The organism is Catellatospora sichuanensis (assembly GCF_007483665.1).
Taxonomy (GTDB): domain Bacteria; phylum Actinomycetota; class Actinomycetes; order Mycobacteriales; family Micromonosporaceae; genus Catellatospora; species Catellatospora sichuanensis.
Window position 1 is genome coordinate 150,723 of record NZ_VIQO01000030.1, and the last position, 18,895, is coordinate 169,617.

Here is an 18,895-nt window from a genome sequence, read left to right on the forward strand (position 1 = left end):
GTCCGGTTGCCGTCTACCCAGTGCAGCGACAGAATCACCAGGAGTCGCAGCTGGGAGATCTTTGGACATGACACCACATTGGACGCGTACACCGGCAGGCCGGGTCACCCGCCTGCGGGGCGCGTCCACGGAGGTGATCGAGCTCGCGCTGACTCCGCTGCCCGAGGACGCACCGGCGGTGGTGACCTTCCGTCCGCCGCCCGTGACGAGCGCGGCCGAGATCGTGGCCTGCGCGTTGGACGAGCTGGAGGCGGCCGCGCTGCGGCTGTTCCCGGCCTGGCTGCCTGCGGCCGAGCACCTGGAAGGGCCGGGCGGCGCGGGCGTGCCCGCGGTGCGCGCCGTGGCGTTGGAGCTGGCCGCCACGACCCGCCACTTCGGGCCGTTCCTCGCCGACCTCGCCGAGGAGGCGCTGCGCGAACGGCAGGGGCCACCGGCACCCGATCGTCCTTCTGCCACCCGGCCGGACACGGCCCGGCCCGGTGCCGAGACGCGGCCTGCGGGCAGCAGACCGCGCCGCCGGCCGATCGCGATTCGTTTCGCGCCCGAGGTGCGCGCAGCCGGGCTGGCCAGGGTCGTCGCCGAGAGCTACCGGCGGGCGGGCGCGGTGCTGCTGGTCGACGTGCCCGACGGACTGGACCCGCGGCGGCAGCTGGCGCTGGCCGCCGCGGGGGAGTGGCTGGCCGCGCACGGCGGCTTCGCGGTATGGCTGGCCGGGGCCGACCTGCCCGCGGCGGGACGTGTCACGGCATACCCGGTGCGGCTGCCCGAGCACGTCGCTGAGCTGCTCGCCACGGCGGGCGACGCCCCGCCAGGCGATGCCCCGGCCACCGGGCCGACCCCGGCGACGCTGACGTATCCGCCGGTCGAGGGCCGCCCGCGCGCGGACAGCGCTGCCGAGACGGCGCTGGAGGCGGCCCTGGTGGAGGCGGCCTGGGCCGCCGGGCGGGTCTGGAACCGCCGGTACCCGGCCCGCCCGCACTACGTCATCGACCTGGTCTGGCCCTCCGAGCGGTGTGCCGTCGAGATCGACGGCGACGAGCACCGCGGACCCCACAAGTTCGCCCACGACCGCCGCCGCGACGTGCTGCTGCAGCTCGACGGCTTCGCCGTGCTGCGGTTCACCAACCATCAGGTCCTCACCGAACTCGGCCAGGTGCTGGCACACCTGGAGCAGTACCTCCGATCCCGACGCACCGACGCGCACAAGGAGAAGAAATGACCAAGCTCAAGCCCTCGGAGAAGGCGTGCCTGCTGCTGCTCATGTCAGAGGCCCGTGAGGTCTCCAACACTGAGCTGCGGGAGCGCTATGACGGCTTTTCGATCCAGGGCGCGGACAGCCGCGCGCTGGTGGAGAACGGGTTCGCCACCAAGCGCAAGGGGGCCAAGGGCGCGCTGGTGCACGAGCTGACCGATGAGGGCTGGGCGCAGTGCAAGCGGGAGCTGACGTCGGATTTCGTCAAGGGTGCCGGGCCCGCCTACCCGGCGCTGCACGCGCTGCTCGGCGCCGTCGACCGCTACCTGCGCCGGGCCGAGCTGAGCCTGCCCGACCTGTTCACCGCCAGCACCCCGCCGCCCGCCCCGCAACCGGTGGTCAAGATCAAGCCAGTGGTCAAGCGCGGGCTGGAGAAGCGGGTGCGCACCGCGTACGACAAGCTCGCCGACACGCCGCAGGCCTGGGTCAGCCTGACCGACCTGCGCCGGGAGCTGACCGGGGTGTCGGCCGCGGAGGTCGACGCGGCGCTGATGAAGATGGCGGTGGCGCGCACCATCGTGCTGGTGCCCGAGGACAACCAGAAGACCCTCACCGACGAGGACCGCGCCGCCGCGATCCACATCGGCGGTGAGGACAAGCACCTGTTGTCGATCGAGGCCGAGTGAATCCCGACGAGCGCCGGGCGCTGTCGAACCTGCGCTTCGACGTCGCGCCGGTGCCCGACGACGTCTGGCGCGGCTCGCCCTTCCACGTCGAGGCCCTGCACGACGACGTGGTGCGGCACATCCTGCACGGGCTGGACGACGCCCGGCGCAGCCCCGACGGCAGCCCGATCGGCATCGCCATGCAGGGGCAGCCCGGGTCGGGCAAGACGCACCTGCTGGGCTGGGTCCGCGAGCAGACCCAGCGCGGCGGCGGCTACTTCTTCCTCGTCGGGCTGCTGGACGGGGCGGCGTTCTGGTCCAGCGCCACCCTGGCCGTGGTCAACGGCCTGCAGCGCGACCACCTGGGGCAGGGCAGTCAGCTGTCGGTGCTGCTGGACCGGCTGTGCGCGGCGGCCCAGGTCCCCGAGGCGGCCGCGGCGGCGGTCGCCGGCCGTGCCCCGCTGACCCGCGCCCACCTCGACGAGTTCGCCGCGGCGCTGCGCCGCTTCGACGGTCCCGTCGGCATGGCCTGCCACCACACCGCGCGGGCGCTCGCGCTGCTCGGGGCGGCCGACGATCCGGCCGCGCAGGACGTCGGCTACACGTACCTGCAGTCGATGCAGGAGATGGAGCCGGGCGAGCGGCACCGGTGGGGCATCCACCCGGTGCAGAAGCCGCCGCAGCTGGTCATGCAGGAGATGTCGCAGCTGCTGGCGCTGACCGGACCGACGGTGGTCGCCATCGACCAGATCGACACGCTCGTCGCCCAGCTGTGGAACAGCACCGCGCTCAAGGAGGCCGGCACCGAGAGCGCCGAGCAGACCCAGCTGATCAACCAGATCGCCGACGGCCTGATGGCGCTGCGGCAGACCACCCGGCGCACGCTGACCGTGCTGGCCTGCCTGCCGTCGACGTGGACGCTGATCCGCACCCGGGCCACCAAGTCGGTCGCCGACCGGTTCCGCGAGCCGGTCACGCTCAAGGGCATCGCCAGCGCCGACATCGCCCGCGACATCGTCGCCAAGCGGTTCGCGGTGCGCTTCGCCGAGCACGGCTTCGTTCCGCCGTACGCGACGTGGCCGGTGCGGGAGGCGGCGTTCGCCGAGGCGACGGTGTTCACCCCGCGGCTGCTCATCAACCGCATCAACGACCACGTGCAGGCCTGCCTGCGGGAAGGCTCGGTGCGGGAGCTGGCGGGATTCACCGAGCCCGAGCACCCGGTCGCGGTCCCGGTGGTCGACGACGTGCCCGACGACAAGCTGGACCGGCGGTTCGCGGAGCTGCGCGAGGCCGCGGACGTGGCACCGGCCCTGGTCGGCGCGACCGAGGACGGCGAGATGCCGGCGCTGCTCACCGCCGGGTTGGCGGCGTGGATCGAGGAGTTGGGCGAGCCGGGCCGGGCGTTCCGGGTGGACCCGCCGCAGGGCGGCAAGGTGCCGCTGCACGCCCGGTTGCGCCGCAGCCTGGACGAGGCCACCGAGGACGAGCAGCACTGGTCGTTCCGGGCGATCGCGCACACCAATGCGATCGCCGCGCTGTCGCGCCTGCAGGCGGCCCGTACCAGCGCGGGTCTGAGCCGGGGCATCAGCAAACGCAAGCTGTTCCTGCTGCGCAACGTCGACTGGAACAAGGGTGCGAAGACGCAGGAGACGCTGAAGGCGTTCGCCGCCGACGGCGGCACCCGGCTGAGCCTCGGCGAGGACGACCTGCGCACCTTCGCCGCGCTGCGGCAGCTGCTGTCCGAGCGGGACTCCGGTCTGGCCGCCTGGCTGGCCGCGCGCCGGCCGGCGGGCCGCACGATGCTGCTGCGCACCGTGCTCGGCGAGATCGTGGCGGAGATCGCCATGGCGGCGCAGGCAGGGGAGCGCCGCCGGGAACGCGCGTTCCACCTGACTCCCGTGCACGACGAGGGCGAGGCTTCGGCGGAGTCGGGTGCGGGTGATGCCGCCGGGGCGACCGCGGTGGCACAGGATGACGCCGACGGCGCTGCCGCAGCGCTCGCGGACGATGCCGGCGACTCGGCGCGCAGTGCGGACCCGCCGTCGCCGCTCGACGCGGCCGCGCACACGATCACGCTGGGCACCGGGTTCGACGACGGCGAGCCGGTGCGGCTGGACCTGGAGTCCCTGCGCAAGCACACGGCGATCTTCGCGGGCAGCGGGTCCGGCAAGACCGTGCTGATCCGGCGGCTGATCGAGGAGTGTGCGCTGCAGGGCGTGTCCACGATCGTGCTGGACCCCAACAACGACCTGGCCCGGCTCGGCGATCCCTGGCCCGAGCCGCCTTCGGGCTGGTCGGACGGCGACGCGGCGCGCTCGGCGGAGTACCTGGCGCACACCGACGTGGTGGTGTGGACGCCGCGGCGGGAGGCGGGGCGGCCGCTGACCTTCCAGCCGCTGCCGGAGTTCGCGACCATCCGCGACGACGCCGACGAGTTCGGCGCCGCCATCGACGCGGCGGTGGCCAGCCTCGCGCCGCGGGCGAAGGTGGACGGCGGCACCGCCAAGGCGATGCGCGGACAGGCGGTGCTCAACGAGGCGCTGCGGCACTTCGCGCGCAGCGGCGGCGAGGGCATCCGGGCGTTCGTCGGGGTGCTCAGCTCACTGCCGGACGGGGTGAGCCAGCTCGAGGACGCCGAGAAGATCGCTTTCGAGCTGTCGCAGAACCTGACCGCGGCGATGGTGACCGACGCCCTGTTCGGTGGCGGTGGCGCGCCGGCCGATCCGGGTCTGCTGCTGACGCCCGCGCCCGGCAAGCGTGCCCGGGTGTCGGTGATCAGCCTGGTCGGCCTGCCGTCGGAGCAGCAGCGGCAGAGTTTCGTCAACCAGTTGCAGCTGGCGCTGTTCGCCTGGATCAAGAAGAACCCGGCCGGGGACCGGCCGCTGGGCGGGCTGCTGGTGATGGACGAGGCGCAGACCCTCGCCCCGTCAGGCCCGCTGACCGCGTGTACGCAGAGCACGCTGGCGCTGGCTTCGCAGGCACGCAAGTACGGCTTGGGCCTGGTCTTCGCCACGCAGGCGCCGAAGGGGCTGCACAATCGGATCTCCGGCAACGCCGCGACGCAGTTCTTCGGGCTGCTCAACGCCCCGGCCCAGATCGAGGCGGCGCGTGAGATGGCGCGGGCCAAGGGCGCGGACGTGCCGGACATCTCGCGGCTGGGCACCGGCGAGTTCTACGCGTCGGGCGAGGGCTTCGCGTTCCGCAAGATGCGCGGCTCACTGTGCCTGAGCCATCACCCGAAGAGTCCGCTGACGACGGAGGAGGTCGTCGAGCGCGCCAAGCGATAGGCGACCTTCAAGGGTGAGGGGCCGTCCCGGCCGACTGGCGGGGCGGCCCTTCGCTGTGCCAGTATGGGCAACAGTTCTAGAACAGTTGGAGGAACTGTGGGTGCCATCACCGCCGCGGGCCTGCCCGCGCTGCTGCCCGCCGCAGGGCTGATGCACGACCCGGGCGCCACCGGCCGGTTCGGCGACTACGGGGGCCGCTACGTGCCCGAAGCGCTCATCCCGGCCTGCGCCGAGGTCGAGGAGGCGTTCCGCGCGGCGTGGGCCGACGCGGGTTTCCGGCGCGACCTGGACCGCCTGCTCACCGTGTACGCCGGGCGGCCCACCGCGCTCACCCCGGCCTGGAACCTCTCCGCCGAACTGGGCGTCACCGTGCTGCTCAAGCGCGAGGACCTGGCCCACACCGGCAGCCACAAAATCAACAACGTGCTCGGCCAGGCGCTGCTGGCCCGCCGGATGGGCCGCACCCGCCTGCTCGCCGAGACCGGCGCCGGCCAGCACGGCGTGGCCACCGCCACCGCCGCGGCACTGCTGGGCCTGTCGGCGACCGTGTTCATGGGGCAGAAGGACATGGCCCGCCAGGCGCTCAACGTGCACCGGATGCGCCTGCTCGGCGCGGAGGTGGTCGAGGTCACCAGCGGCAGCCGCACCCTCAAGGACGCCACCAGCGAGGCGATGCGGCACTGGGTGACCTGCGTCGACGAGGCGTACTACTGCCTCGGCTCGGTGATGGGCCCGCACCCGTACCCGTGGATGGTGCGCGAGTTCCAGCGGGTCATCGGCGAGGAGGCCCGCGCCCAGTGCGCCGCCGAACTGCCCGCCGCCATCCCCGACTACGTGGTCGCCTGCGTCGGCGGCGGCTCCAACGCCGCGGGCACCTTCGCCGGGTTCGCGGGCACCGCCGCGCAGCTGGTCGGCGTCGAGGCCGCGGGCGGCGCGGCGATCTCGGGCGGCCAGGTCGCGGTCATGCACGGGCACCGCTCGTACGCGATCCAGGACGAGCACGGCCAGATCCTGGAGGCCGAGTCGGTCGCCGCGGGCCTGGACTACCCGGGCATCGGCCCCGAACACGCCCACCTGCACGACCTCGGCCGGGCCCGCTACGTCACCGTCACCGACGACGAAGTGATCGACGCGGTGCGGCGCCTGGCCCGCAGCGAAGGCATCCTGCCCGCGCTGGAGTCGGCGCACGCCATCGCCTGGGTGCTGCGCGCCGCCCGTGACGGCGAGCTGCCGCTGGGCGCGACCGTGCTGGTCACGCTGTCCGGCCGGGGCGACAAGGACATGACGACCCTGATGGAGATCTCGTGACCACGACCACCGTCACCGGCACGGCCGTCGAGCCGCGCCTGCGTGCGCGCCGCGACGCCGGACGCAAGCTGCTCGTGCCCTACCTGACCGGCGGCGTCAGCGCCGACTGGACCGACCACCTGCGGGCGTACGCCGCCGCGGGAGCCGACGCCGTCGAGATCGGACTGCCGTTCTCCGAGCCCATGGTCGACGGCCCGACCGTGCAGGAAGCCAGCGAGCGGGCCCTGCACCGGGGCGCGACCGTGCGCGGCATCCTCGCCGACCTGCGCGAGGTGCGGCTGGACGTGCCGCTCATCGTGATGACCTACTACCACCTGGTGGCGCGCGAGGGCCACGCGGCGTTCTGCGCGGCACTGGCCGACGCGGGCGTGCGCGGAGTGATCGTGCCCGACCTGCCCCTGGAGGAGCTGGCCGGGCTGGAACAGGCCGCAGCCGAGGCCGCCGTCGACCTGATCCTGGTCGCCGCGCCCAGCGGCACGCCGTCGCGGCAGCGGGAGATCGCGCGGCGCAGCCGCGGTTTCGTGTACGCCGTCTCCGCGATGGTCACCACCGGCGAGCGGGCCGAGCTGCCCGCGTCGGCGGGGGAGTTCGCGGCCCGGCTCAAGGAGCACACCGACCTGCCGGTGCTGCTCGGCTTCGGCATCTCCACGGCCGAGCAAGCGGTCGCCGGCACTTCTGCCGCCGACGGCGTCGTGGTCGGCTCCGCCCTGATGCGACGGCTGCTCGACGGCGCCACCCCGGCCGACCTCGGCGCGCAGGTGGCCATGCTGCGCGACGCGTTGGACGCGGCCTACCGCTGACGGCTGCGGTCGGCCTGGGACCGGCCCATCGCTGACGGCGGAGGTCGCGGCCGACCGCTGACGGGGGCGGTCGGCCGGGATCGGCGTGCAGCCGACGCGCGGGACTAGTCCCACGGCTGCCGGGCGGCGGCGGAGTCGCGATACTGGAGCGATTCCGCCGCCGCACCGACAGGAGCCACCGCATGGCCGGGCCCCGCTACCGGGTCATCGCCGCCGACCTCGCCGAGCGCATCCGCGCCGGGGAGTACCCGCCGGGCACGGCGCTGCCCGCGCAACGCGAGCTGAGCGCGCGCTACGACGTGGCGCTGGCGACGGCGCGGCAGGCACTGCAGGCCCTGATCGACGACGGGCTGATCGTGGTCGAAGCGGGCCGGGGCACCTTCGTCGCGCCCGCGCGGCCCGCGTACCGGCTGGACACGCTGCGCAGCTTCGTCGACGACCTGCGCGACCAGGGACACCAGGTCACCACCGAGGTCGTCTCCTGCTCCCAGCGCGCCATGCCCGCCTGGGTCGCACAGCTGTGGGGCGAGCGCACCGATGGCACCGCCAAGGCGCTGCGGCTGGAACGGCTGCGGCTGCTCGACGGCGTGCCCGCGATCCACCAGGTGTCCTGGGTGGACCAGCCGTACGCGCAGCTGGTGCGCGGCGTCGACTTCACCGCCACGGCCCTGTACGCGGCGCTCGCCGACGCGGGCATGGAGATCGCCTCGGCGTCGGAGCGCATCGCGGCCGCCACCCTCGGCGAGGCCGGCGCGGCCCTGCTGCACCAGAGCGCGGACAGCCCGGTGCTGGTCAGCGACCGGGTGACCCGCACCCGCGACGGCGCGGTCGGGGTGGTCGACCGGGCCGTGCTCGCGGGCGGGCTGATGCAGGTCCGCGCCGAGCGCACCGTGCACCAGGTGTCGGTGCAGTGGGGCGCCCCGCCGCGCTGACGGAGACGTGGTCCGGTGCGTCGCGGTGGGGCGCGCCGGCGCTACGCCTGGGCGGCCAGCTCGCGCTCGTAGTAGCGGATCTTCTCGCGCAGGTGCCCGTACTGCCGTTCCAGCAGCGCCATCTGCTCCTCGACCGCTTCGGCGTGGGCGCGCAGCAGCTCGACGCGATCGGCGACGGTCTCGTCGCCGGTGCGGGCCAGCTCCGCGAAGCGGCACATCTGGTTGATCGGCATGCCGGTGTCGCGCAGGCAGCGCAGCAGCCCGAGCCAGCCCAGGTCGTGATCGGAGAAGATCCGCTGCCCGCCGGGCGTGCGGTCGACCTCGCTGAGCAGGCCGATGCGCTCGTAGTAGCGCAGCGTGTCCAGGCTGAAGCCGCTGCGCCGGGACGTCTCGGAGGGGGTGTAGGCGCTCATCCGTCCACGATAGCTTGACCTGGAGCGCGCTCCAGGTGTCAGGCTGGCCCGCATGACGACGACACGGACATTGGGCCGCAGCGGGATCGAGGTCAGCGCGCTGGGCATGGGCTGCTGGGCGATCGGCGGCCCGCTGTGGGGCGACGACGGACAGCCCTTCGGCTGGGGCGAGGTCGACGACGAGGAGTCGATCCGCACCGTGCACGCCGCCCTCGACCACGGCATCACCCTGTTCGACACCTCCAGCAACTACGGCGCGGGCCACAGCGAGCGGGTGCTCGGCCGGGCCCTGCGCGGACGGCGGGACAGCGCGGTCATCGCCAGCAAGTTCGGCTACACGGTGCAGGAGCAGACCCGGCTGGCCACCGGCGAGGACGCCTCGGCGGCGTATGCGGTCAGCTGCCTCGACGGCATCCTCGACCGGCTCGGCACCGACCACCTCGACCTCTACCAGCTGCACCTGGGCGGCCTGCCCACCGGCCAGGCCCTCGACCTCGTGGAGACCCTCGAAGACCTGGTCGCGCAGGGCCGCATCCGGGCGTACGGCTGGAGCACCGACGACCCGGAGCGCGCCGCCGCGTTCGCGAAGGCCGGGACGCACTGCGCGGCCGTGCAGTACGACACCTCGGTGCTGAACGACAACGCCGCCATGGTCGACGTGCTGGCCGCCTGGAACCTGGCCGGGCTCAACCGCGGCCCGCTGGCGATGGGCCTGCTCACCGGCAAGTATCACGGCGCCGCCGGCGCCATCGGGCGCGACGACGTCCGCGGTCAGAACCCGGAGTGGCTGCGCTGGTTCACCGACGGCGTGCCCACCCCGGAGTGGGCGCAGCGGGTCGACCGGGTCCGTGCGGCGCTCACCGCCGATGGCCGCACCCTCACCCAGGGCGCGCTGGGCTGGCTGCTCGCCCGCAGCCCGCACAACCTGCCGATCCCCGGCTGCCGCACCGTCGCCCAGGCCGAGGAGAACTTCGCCCCGCTTGCCCGCACGCCGCTGCCCGCCGACGCCTTCGCCGAGGTCGAGTCGCTGCTTTCGGACCTGCGCGGTGCCGTTCGCAGGGTGGATGCTGTCGGCTGACCTGCGTGGTTGACGTTCGCCGGGTGGTCCCTGCCGGCTCACCTGCGTGGCTGACGTGCGCCCGGTGGACATATGCGGTCGCGGTCTGCTCGTTTCGGGACGCTTGAGCGTCCCGAAACGAGCAGACCGCTTTTCGCATGTGGCGGGCGTCCCGGGCCGCGTGCCGCGGGAGGCTGTGCACTGCCCTGATCCGCCAGGGCAGGACGCCTCCCGCACGGCCGGCAGCCGACAATGCGGTTGCCGCGCGACAGCGGGCCTGTCACCGTTGCCGTCGTGTGGAAGACGGACGGGGCGGGGACGTGAGCGGGCGACTGCGCGAGATCGCGCGGCAGACGGTGGAGATCGCGGAGCGCGGAGAGTACCGCAATGCGGCGGGGGCGCAGGTCGTGATCGGAACCGCGGTGCGAGCGGCCGTCGCCGATACCCGCCACCACGAGCCGGACGAGCAGCTGACCCCGACCGGAGCGCGCAACCCGCAGCCGGCGATCGAGGTGACCCGTGAGTCGACGCTGGTCGCCGCCCGGCGTGCGGGACCGGAGGCGGCCTGCCTGGTGTTCGCCTCGGCGAAGAACCCGGGCGGCGGCTTCCTCGGCGGCGCGAAGGCGCAGGAGGAGAGCATCGCCCGGGCATCGGCGCTCTACCCCAGCCTGCTGGCCGCGCCGGACTTCTACGCGTACCACCGGGCGCAGCGCGACCTGCGCTACAGCGACCGGGTGATCTACTCGCCGGGCGTGCCGGTGTTCCGTGACGACAGGGGCAACCTGCTCGACGAGGCGTACCGGACCTCGTTCCTGACGGCGGCGGCGCCCAACCTGGGCGCGATCGCCCGCAACCAGCCCGAGCACCTGCCCGACGTGCCCGCGGTCCTGCTGCGCCGGGCGACCCGGGTGCTCGAAGTGGCCGCCGCACACGGGCACCGCACGCTCGTGCTCGGCGCGTGGGGCTGCGGGGTGTTCCGCAACGACCCGGCGGTGGTGGCGCAGGCCTTCGCCGACGCGCTGCGCACCGTGGACCGCTTCGACCGCGTCGTCTTCGCGATCTACGACAACCTGTCCGGCACCCCGGTGCACGCGACGTTCGCGAGGGCGTTCGGCGCCGCGGCCTGACCGGTGCCGGCAGGCCGGTGCGGTCAGAGCGCTGCGGCGGCGCGCAGGCCCAGGCGCGGTGAGGCCAGCACCGGAATGGCGGTCAACCCGCGGTCGGCGACGGGCGCCATCGAGGCCTGAGCGAGTACGACGACGTCGGCGTCGGTGACCCCGGCAAGCGCGGCGGCGACCCGGTCGAGGTAACCGTCGAGATCATCGGCCTCGAGGCGGTCCCAGGCGCCGCAGATCATCTTCGCGGACACCGTGACGGGGCGGCCCGCGCGGGCCGCCTCCTCCTCGATCAGTGCCGTGGTCGGCGCGAGCGTGGTGGCGAGCGCGGCCAGCACGGTGATCCGGGGGCCGGCGGCCACGGCCGCGGCGGCCATCGGCCGGTCGACGCGCAGCACCGGGATGCCCGCCCGTGCGGCCGCCTGCTCGGCGAGCGCGCCGATGGTGGAGCAGGTGCACAGCACGGCCCGTGCGCCGGCCTCCATGGCGAGGTCGATCTGCTGGGCGACCTGGTCCGCGACGGCCGGTACGCCGTGGCGGCGCGCCTCGTCGAGCAGGTGGTCGGCGACGATGTGGTACAGCGTCAGCGTCGGTGCGTCCTCGTTGCGGAGCCGGTCGAAGGTGAGCACGTGGGCCTGCGAGGTGTGCAGGAGAGCCAGCATCGTCGTTCGTTTCCGTGCGAGTCGGACATTCGAGGGCGGGTCAACGTAGCACCGGGCCGGCCCTGCCTGTCGTCCGGCGAGACGGCCGTCACAGCAAGATCGGGACGCTTTACAAACCGTACGTACGTACGGTTTAGTGGCGGCATGTTCAAGCGCATCCTGCCCGACCCCGGCCCGATGCGGGTGCTCACCGCGGTCACCCTGGTCAACACCATCGGCAACGGACTGTGGGTGACCGTGGGCGCGCTCTACCTCACGAAGATCGTCGGGCTGTCCCCGGCCGAGTTCGGCCTCGGGCTCACCGCAGCCTCGGCCGTCTGCCTGATCGCGAGCACACCGATGGGCTACCTCGCCGACCGCCGCGGCCCGCGCGGCGTCCAGCTCACCTGCTACCTGCTGCTGGCCGGGCTCACCGGCGCGATGCTGCTGGTGGACTCCTTCCCGGCCTTCATCGCACTGGCCACGGTGACCGCGCTGGCCGACGCGGGACAGCGCGGCGCGCGGGGCGCGATGATCGCGGGTGCGCTGCCGCCCGAGAGCAGGGTACGGGGCCGGGCCTACCTGCGTGCCACCACGAACGTCGGCATCTCGCTCGGCGCGGCCCTGGCCGGCATCGCGATCGCCGTGGACACACCTACCGCGTACCGCCTCATGATCGTGGGCAACGTGCTCAGCTACCTGGCCGCGGCCGTGATCGGCAGCCGCCTGCCCGCCATCGCGCCGGTGCCCGCGGCACCCGGGCCGCGGCTGGTCGCCCTGCGTGACCGCCCCTACCTCGCGTTCGTGGCGCTCGACGGGCTGATGTCGATGCACTTCGACATCCTCAACGTGGTGCTGCCGTTGTGGATCGCCGCCCACACCGACGCGCCGCACTGGCTCATCGCGGTGCTGCTGCTGGTCAACACCACCATGGTGGTGCTGCTGCAGGTGCGCGCCTCCCGCGGCACCGAGGACCTCGGCGGCGCCGCGCGGGCCGCCCGCACCGCGGGCCTGTTCGTCGGGGCCGCGTGCGTGCTGTTCGGGGTCACCGCCGGGCTGCCCGGCTGGGCCGCGGCCGCGCTGCTGGTGGCCGGCGCGCTGGTGCACGTCATCGGCGAGCTGCGCCAGTCCGCGGCGGGCTGGGGGATCTCCTTCGGCCTCGCCCCGGAGGGCGCACAGGGCCAGTACCAGGCGACCTACGCGATGGGGGCGCAGTTCGGCCGGATGCTCGCCCCGGCCGTGCTGGTCTGGCTGGCCCTCGAGCACGGCCTGGCCGGATGGCTGGCGATGGCGGTCCTGTTCGCCGCGACCGGTGCGGCGATCCCCGCCGCGGTCGCCTGGGCCCGGCGCACCCCGCGGGCCGTACCCACGGCCGCACCGGTGCCGCAGCCGCAGTCCGCCTGACCAGGCGGTCGGTCGGTCAGACGGCTCGCCACCAGGTGATATCTTCGCCGCCATGCCCGACAGTGCACGCCCGCCGACGACGCCCACCGGGATCTTCAAGCGGGCCGTGCTGGCACTCACCCTGATGGCGGTCTGGGCGTTCCTGCTGTGGGGGTTCTACGGCTTCGCCGGTGTCGAATACGGCCGACACGACTTCGGCCGCTGGCTCGGCATCGCCGTCACGGTAGGCGTCGCGCTGGCCGGGCTGAAGCTGTGGAGTCAGCTGTTTGCGGGCGACCCGGCACCGCCCGCTCGCCCGGCCTCCGCGGCGGACGGCCGACGGCGCTGGACCGCCGAGAACGACCGCATGGCGCTGAAGCTGCACCACGAGGGTCAGCCCGACCGCGCCATCGGCAAGCGGCTGGGCCGCACCACCACCACCGTGCGCACCCGGCTCGACACGCTGCAGGCCGCGCACGCCGACGCGGCCGCGCACCGCGACGACAGGGAGCCGGCCGCCCGGCCGTAGCCAGGGCGGCCGGGGCTCAGTCGCGGCCCTTGCCGCGGTACAGGTCCAGCTCGCCGTCCAGTTCGACGGCGACCACCGTGGCGTGCGGGTCCAGGTCCGCCGCCGTCGGGGCGTCGACCCAGGTAACGCCCGGCACCTCGCCCAACCCGCCGGTGACCCGGTGGCCCAGTTCGGCGCCGGGGCCCAGCACGTACGCCCGCTTGATCGGCGTGCGCAGGCCCTTGAGCGCGATGGTCTCGCCCGGCGCGCCGAAGCAGACCAGGTAGAGGGTGCGCCGGTCGGCGGACAGCGTGCTCGGCCCGTAGTGGTGGCCCGCGGGCAGCCCGGCGACCGTGCCGAACACCGCCTGCTCGTGCCGCGCGATCCACGCGCCCAGGCCCTCCAGCCGCTCGACCTGCTCGGCCGGGATCGTGCCGTCGGCTTTCGGGCCGACGTCCAGCAGCAGGTTGCCGCCCATGCCGATGGTCTCGGTGAAGTAGCGCACCAGCTGGCCCACGGACTTCTGGTTGGTGTCGCTGTGGCGGTAGCCCCACGAGTCGTTGACGGTCAGGCACAACTCCCACGGACCGTCCGGCGCCTGCATCGGGATGCCCTGCTCCGGGGTGGCGTAATCGCCGTAGGACATCATCCGCGCGTTGAGGACGGTCTCCGGGTTGGCGGTGAGGATCTGCTCGGACAGCTCCCGCATGCGCCACTGCTGCTCGCTGCGCTCCCACTCGCCGTCGAACCAGAGCAGGTCCGGGCGGTAGCGGTCGATCAGCTCGCCGACCTGCCCGTCGCGGTAGGACAGGTAGCGGGTCCAGGCCTGCGGATCGTCGGGCCTGCCGTCCTGCGGGGCGACCCACTCGCTGTCGTTGACGTGCTGGGCCTCGCCCTGGCTGCGCACCGACGGGTAGTCGGGGTGGTTCCAGTCCGAGTGCGAGTAGTAGAGGCCGACCTTGAGCCCGCGCTCGCGCAGCGCCTGCGCGTACGGGCCGATCAGGTCGCGCCCGGCCGGGGTGTGCTCGACGACGTTGCGGCCGCCCTGCGCGGAGTCCCACAGCGCGATGCCGTCGTGGTGGCGGGCGGTCAGCACCGCGTAGCGCGCACCGACCCGGGCGAACAGGTCCGCCCAGGCCTTCGGGTCGTAGTTCTCGCCCGCGAAGCCGTCCTGCTGGCGCATGTACTGCTCGTGCGGGACCTCGCCGGCGTAGAAGGCCCACGACTCCAGGGTGCCGTCGACGGCGTAGATCCCCCAGTGGAGGAAGATGCCGAGTTTGGCCTCGGCGAACCAGGGCTGCATCGCCACGATGGTGCTCCTTGACTGTCATTTCTGGTCGACGGTGGGTAAGGCTATGGCCCGATCGCCTGGCAGCGCGTGGGTCAGGCTCACCATCACTGGTAGGTTTTCACCATGGCGGGGTTGCTCGTACCCGGCGGACGGAGCGTGCGCCTGCACCTGGACACCCCGCCGCAGGTGGCCAACATCGGCGTCGGTGTGCACGGCACGACCGTGGCCCGCGAGTCGTTCCTGCTGCCCGAGTTGTGGCAGCTCCACCTGTACGGCTACCAGGGCGAACTCACCGCGGGCGGCGTCACGCATGCGATCCGCCCCGGTCACGTCAGCCTGATCCCGCCCGGCGTCGGGGTGCGTTTCGACTATCGGGGCCGCTCCGAACACCTCTACGCCCACCTGCGCATCCCGCGCACCGGCACGCCGCTGCCGGTGCCCGTGATGCAGGACGCCGGAGCACAGGCCGCTGCGCTGTCGACCATGCTGCGCCAGGCGGTGGCGGCCTCGCCGCGCCCGACGCGCCAGTCCGCGGCGGAGGTGTGGGCGGTGCTGTGGCGGGTGGCCCAGCTGCCGCGCGCCGCGCCCGACACCCGATCCGGCGAGCCGCATCCCGCGGTCGCCGCGGCGATGGCCTACCTCGAGTCGCGGCTGGCCGAGCCGGTGTCGGTGCCGGACATCGCCCGGCACGCGGGGGTGTCGCACAACCACCTGACCCGGCTGTTCCGGGCCGAGACCGGGGACACGGTGGTGGCGTACCTGCGCCGCCGTCGCCTGGCGCGGGCCGAGCACCTGCTGCGCCGCTCGACGCTGTCGATCCCGGCAATCGCCGCCTCTGTCGGCATCGCCGACCTTCAGGCGTTCAACAAGGCCTGCCGCCGCGAGTTCGGCCTGTCCCCGCGCGGACTGCGCGCCGCCCGCTGAACCGGCTTCCACTGTCGTTTATTGCACTCGACAGCGCATGCGGGCACATGCTAGTTTTTTCTTGCAGGTGAAAGACGAAGCTAGGGGGCCCGATGGAGACGTCGCACAGCGGCGACGAACTGGCACGGATCCTGGCGACACTGGCCAACCCGCACCGCATGCGCGTCATCGCCGCACTGGCGCACGGGCGCAACTACGTGAGCGCGCTGGCCCGCGAGCTGGGCATCAGCCGGCCGCTGCTGCAGTTACACCTGGCCAAGCTGGAGGCGGCGGGCCTGGTCACCGCCGCGTTCGAGCTGTCCGCCGACGGCAAGGCCATGAAGTACTACGACACGGTGCCGTTCGCCGTGACGCTCACCCCGCAGAGCATCGCGCTGGCCGCGCGGACGCTCACCACCGAGGAGGGAAACAACTGATGGTCAACACGTCATGGGCCATGAGCATGGGCACGATCTGGATCGTCGGCATGCTGGCCATCTCCGTGATCGGCATGGTGCTCTGGCACCGCAGGCAGAACGCGGACGCCAAGGCCGCATCCGCGCCCGCCGCCGAGCAACTGACCGCGATATCCGCCCAGCTGGCCGACCTCCAGGCCCGTGTCGCGAAGATCGAGAAGGTGCTGGCCTCGGTCGACTGACACCGCACGCGCTGCCGCGGCACCTACCATGGGACGTGCGGGACCGGTTCCGGTCGGTCCCCGGCACCCACGGGGAGGTGTCGCGGTGGCGCTGCGGCGATGGTCCGCGGTCCGCACCGGACCGACCGGCGACGGCATCCTGGACCTCATCGCGCGGTACTACCCGAAGCGCGCCGAGGTCTACGTGACCTCCGGCATGGACGGCGACCACGGCGAGGTCAGCCACCACTACGGCCTGCACCACCGGGGCTCGCCGACCGCCGCGATCGACTTCGGCGTCGGCGCGGACGCGCGGATGGGCCGCGACCTGGCCAAGTGGATCGAAGACGAGTTCGGCGACCTGTGCGTCGAACTGATCCACACCACGCCGTTCGCCGACGACGACGGCTTCTACGTCAAGAACGGCAAGCCGATCGCCTCGTACGGCGCGGCCACCGACGCCGCCCATGCCGACCACGTGCACCTGGCCATGTCCGCGGCCCAGGTGGCCAAGGCGCTGGCCCGGCTGGCGAAGAAGGCCGGCGGTGCGGCTCCCGGGCCCGCCCGCAAGCGTGCGCCGCGCAAGGCGGCGAAAAGGGCGGCCACCCCGAAGAAGGCCGCCACGTCGAAGAAGTCCCTGCCCCCCGCCGCGTACCACACGGTGCGGGCGGGCGACACCCTCACCGCGATCGCCGGGCGCTACCAGACGACCGTGCCCGCCCTGGTCAAGCTCAACCCGGTGATCACCGACCCGGACCTGATCCAGATCGATCAGCGGCTGCGGGTGTCATGAGCGCCCCTTACGCTGATGACCATGACGTTCCAGCTTCCTGACGCGATCGCCGCGCTGAGCCGTACGCCCGACGTGCTCGACGCCCTGCTGGGCGACCTCGGCGACGGGTGGACCCGGCACCGGCCCGCCGACGGCGAGTGGAGCGCGCACGACGTGCTCGGCCACTTCATCCACGGCGAGCGCACCGACTGGATCCCGCGCGCCCGCATCATCCTCGACCACGGCGCGTCGGTGCCGTTCACCCCGTTCGACCGGGACGGCCACGTCACGATCGCGGCCGACCGCAGCACCGCCGAGCTGCTCGACCTGTTCCGCACCCTGCGCGCGGAGAACGTCGCCGCGCTGCGCGGCTTCGAGCTGACCGACGACGACCTCGACCGGGAGGGCGCACACCCGGCCTTCGGCCCGGTCACCATGGGCCAGCTGCTGGCCACCTGGACCACCCACGACCACGTCCACCTGGGACAGATCACGCAGGCCCTGGCCACCCGCTACACCGACGCGGTCGGTCCGTGGCACGCCTACCTGTGGGAGTGAACCGGCGGCGGTGACAGGCGCAGCACCACGGGCGCGTCGGGCCGCCGGTGGTCGACGACCCGTGCGGCCGGAAGCCGGTGCCGTCGCCCGCCCGGCTCGACGACGACGGTGGCCTATCTCATCGAGTTCGATCTCGATATTTTCGATGAGATAGGCCACCGTCTGTGAAAGGCGGGGTCGGGGCGGCGTGCCGCCGGGCGGGTCAGGCCTGGGCGGGGGACGCGTCGGGGTCGACGCCCCGCTGGGCGGCGGCGGTGGCCGGGTCGAGGGTGCGGCGACGGCGGCTGATCCGGTTGATCAGCGGTTCGACGCCGCGGGCGGTGAGCGGGCCGAGCACGGCCAGCATCAGCACGTACGCCGCCGCCAGCGGACCGAGTTGCGGTTCGATGCCTGCCGCGACGGCCAGACCGGCGATGACGATGTTGAACTCACCGCGCGGCAGCAGCGCCACCCCGGCGCGCAGCCGGCCCGCGACGCTGATGTGCGCCCGCTTGGCGGCCCACCAGCCGGTGGCCATCTTCGTCGCGATGCCGGCCAGTGCCAGCAGGATGGCGACGCCGGCGACCGGCGGCAGCGCCGTCGGGTCGGTCTGCAGCCCGAAGAAGACGAAGAACACCGCCGCGAACACGTCGCGCAGGGGCGTGAGCAGCTCCCGGGCGGTGTGCGCGAGCGGCCCGGACAGCGCGATGCCGACCAGGAACGCTCCGACCGCGGCGGAAACCTGCAGCTGCTGGGCGATGCCGGCCACCAGCACGGTGAGACCGAGCACCTTGAGCAGCAGCACCTCGGAGCTCGGCGAGGCGACGAACTTCTCCACGTACCGGCCGAACTTCAGCGCGACGACGAGGATGACCGTGATGGTGAGGCCCGCGATGCCCAGCGTGGTCAGGCCGGTCGCGAAGCTCGCGCCGGCGAGCATCGCGGTCAGGATCGGCAGGTACATCGCCATGGTCAGGTCTTCGAAGACCAGCAGCGACAGCACGATGGGCACCTCGCGGTTGCCCAGCCAGTTCAGGTCCGCCAGCACCTTCGCCGTGATGCCGGACGAGGTCACGTAGGTGATGCCGCCGAGCGCGACGGCCGCGACCGGGCCCCAGCCCAGCAGCAGCGCCACGATGACGCCGGGCGCGGAGTTGAGGACCAGGTCGACCAGGCCGGCCGGGGCGTTGTGGCGCAGCGTGCTGACCAGTTCGGGCGCGGTGTACTCCAGGCCCATGGTGAACAGCAGCAGGATGACGCCGATCTCGGCCCCGGTCGCGGCGAAGTCGCCCGCCTCGTCGATGGGCAGCAGGCCGCCCTTGCCGAAGGCGAGGCCGGCGAGCAGGTAGAGGGGGATGGGGGAGATGCCGACCCGCAGCGACACCGCGCCGAGCAGGCCCAGGGCGAGGATGACCGCGCCGATTTCGATCAGTACGAGGGCTCCGTGCATACGC

General features: G+C 73.2%; 19 protein-coding genes. 15 read left to right on the top strand and 4 right to left on the bottom strand.

Translation table 11 applies throughout. From position 1 onward, the window contains the following. The first annotated feature begins 67 nt into the window (after positions 1-67). The 6 genes from FLL47_RS34435 to FLL47_RS34460 all read left to right on the top strand — a co-directional run bounded on the left by FLL47_RS34435 (position 68) and on the right by FLL47_RS34460 (position 8,184). A complete protein-coding gene (locus FLL47_RS34435) occupies positions 68-1,219 on the top strand; it encodes an endonuclease domain-containing protein (RefSeq protein WP_144126831.1) in 1,152 nt (383 codons plus the stop codon). Then, entirely contained in the window at positions 1,216-1,878 is a 663-nt protein-coding gene (locus tag FLL47_RS34440; RefSeq protein WP_144126832.1) for a hypothetical protein, read from the top strand. Before FLL47_RS34435 ends, FLL47_RS34440 begins: the two co-directional genes overlap by 4 nt. Further along, positions 1,875-5,144: an ATP-binding protein gene (locus tag FLL47_RS34445; RefSeq protein ID WP_144126833.1), complete on the top strand. Its 3,270-nt coding sequence runs from the start codon at positions 1,875-1,877 to the stop codon at positions 5,142-5,144. The genes FLL47_RS34440 and FLL47_RS34445 overlap by 4 nt, the downstream gene beginning before the upstream one ends. 150 nt (positions 5,145-5,294) lie before the next feature. Further along, positions 5,295-6,452 (top strand): tryptophan synthase subunit beta, encoded by a 1,158-nt coding sequence (gene trpB / locus FLL47_RS34450; RefSeq protein WP_144126872.1) that lies wholly within the window; start codon positions 5,295-5,297, stop codon positions 6,450-6,452. Continuing rightward, complete coding sequence (gene trpA / locus FLL47_RS34455; RefSeq protein ID WP_144126834.1) at positions 6,449-7,252, top strand: tryptophan synthase subunit alpha; 804 nt, start codon at positions 6,449-6,451, stop codon at positions 7,250-7,252. The genes trpB and trpA overlap by 4 nt, the downstream gene beginning before the upstream one ends. Before the next feature lie 182 nt (positions 7,253-7,434). Further along, on the top strand, positions 7,435-8,184 hold the full coding sequence (locus tag FLL47_RS34460) for a GntR family transcriptional regulator (RefSeq protein WP_144126835.1): 750 nt from the start codon (positions 7,435-7,437) through the stop codon (positions 8,182-8,184). A 41-nt stretch (positions 8,185-8,225) separates the two neighbouring features. Here the strand turns inward: FLL47_RS34460 and FLL47_RS34465 are convergent, their stop codons facing one another. Next, positions 8,226-8,597 carry a MerR family transcriptional regulator gene (locus tag FLL47_RS34465; RefSeq protein ID WP_144126836.1) on the bottom strand — a complete coding sequence of 124 codons (372 nt, stop codon included), beginning with the start codon at positions 8,595-8,597 and terminating at the stop codon, positions 8,226-8,228. Between the two features lie 52 nt (positions 8,598-8,649). Here FLL47_RS34465 and FLL47_RS34470 point away from each other — a divergent pair, with 52 nt between their 5' ends. Both FLL47_RS34470 and FLL47_RS34475 read left to right on the top strand, forming a co-directional pair. Continuing rightward, a complete protein-coding gene (locus tag FLL47_RS34470) occupies positions 8,650-9,675 on the top strand; it encodes an aldo/keto reductase (protein ID WP_144126837.1) in 1,026 nt (341 codons plus the stop codon). A gap of 299 nt (positions 9,676-9,974) precedes the next feature. Next, complete coding sequence (locus FLL47_RS34475; RefSeq protein ID WP_144126838.1) at positions 9,975-10,781, top strand: TIGR02452 family protein; 807 nt, start codon at positions 9,975-9,977, stop codon at positions 10,779-10,781. 23 nt (positions 10,782-10,804) lie between these two features. Here the strand turns inward: FLL47_RS34475 and FLL47_RS34480 are convergent, their stop codons facing one another. Next, positions 10,805-11,431: an aspartate/glutamate racemase family protein gene (locus FLL47_RS34480; protein WP_144126839.1), complete on the bottom strand. Its 627-nt coding sequence runs from the start codon at positions 11,429-11,431 to the stop codon at positions 10,805-10,807. A gap of 144 nt (positions 11,432-11,575) precedes the next feature. On the opposite strand from FLL47_RS34480, the gene FLL47_RS34485 reads away from it, so the two are divergent. Further along, positions 11,576-12,814 carry an MFS transporter gene (locus tag FLL47_RS34485; RefSeq protein ID WP_144126840.1) on the top strand — a complete coding sequence of 413 codons (1,239 nt, stop codon included), beginning with the start codon at positions 11,576-11,578 and terminating at the stop codon, positions 12,812-12,814. 52 nt (positions 12,815-12,866) lie between these two features. Then, complete coding sequence (locus FLL47_RS34490; protein ID WP_144126841.1) at positions 12,867-13,322, top strand: hypothetical protein; 456 nt, start codon at positions 12,867-12,869, stop codon at positions 13,320-13,322. Positions 13,323-13,338: 16 nt separating this feature from the next. Here FLL47_RS34490 and FLL47_RS34495 read toward each other — a convergent pair whose 3' ends face one another. Continuing rightward, the gene (locus FLL47_RS34495) at positions 13,339-14,604 is read right to left on the bottom strand and encodes an alpha-L-fucosidase (RefSeq protein WP_222106331.1); all 1,266 of its coding nucleotides are present in this window, start codon (positions 14,602-14,604) and stop codon (positions 13,339-13,341) included. A gap of 111 nt (positions 14,605-14,715) precedes the next feature. Between FLL47_RS34495 and FLL47_RS34500 the strand changes: the two genes are divergently transcribed. The 5 genes from FLL47_RS34500 (at position 14,716) to FLL47_RS34520 (ending at position 17,462) form a co-directional block, all read left to right on the top strand. Next, complete coding sequence (locus FLL47_RS34500; RefSeq protein WP_144126843.1) at positions 14,716-15,516, top strand: helix-turn-helix domain-containing protein; 801 nt, start codon at positions 14,716-14,718, stop codon at positions 15,514-15,516. A 92-nt stretch (positions 15,517-15,608) separates the two neighbouring features. After that, positions 15,609-15,932, top strand: coding sequence for an ArsR/SmtB family transcription factor (locus tag FLL47_RS34505; protein ID WP_144126844.1), 324 nt, complete (start codon positions 15,609-15,611; stop codon positions 15,930-15,932). Beyond that, entirely contained in the window at positions 15,932-16,153 is a 222-nt protein-coding gene (locus tag FLL47_RS34510; RefSeq protein WP_144126845.1) for a hypothetical protein, read from the top strand. The genes FLL47_RS34505 and FLL47_RS34510 overlap by 1 nt, the downstream gene beginning before the upstream one ends. 85 nt (positions 16,154-16,238) lie before the next feature. Further along, on the top strand, positions 16,239-16,925 hold the full coding sequence (locus tag FLL47_RS43755; RefSeq protein WP_222106325.1) for a LysM peptidoglycan-binding domain-containing protein: 687 nt from the start codon (positions 16,239-16,241) through the stop codon (positions 16,923-16,925). Positions 16,926-16,946: 21 nt separating this feature from the next. Further along, on the top strand, positions 16,947-17,462 hold the full coding sequence (locus FLL47_RS34520) for a DinB family protein (protein ID WP_144126846.1): 516 nt from the start codon (positions 16,947-16,949) through the stop codon (positions 17,460-17,462). Between the two features lie 202 nt (positions 17,463-17,664). On the opposite strand, the gene FLL47_RS34525 is transcribed toward FLL47_RS34520, so the two are convergent. Further along, positions 17,665-18,891 (bottom strand): cation:proton antiporter, encoded by a 1,227-nt coding sequence (locus FLL47_RS34525; RefSeq protein ID WP_144126847.1) that lies wholly within the window; start codon positions 18,889-18,891, stop codon positions 17,665-17,667. Positions 18,892-18,895 lie beyond the last annotated feature (4 nt).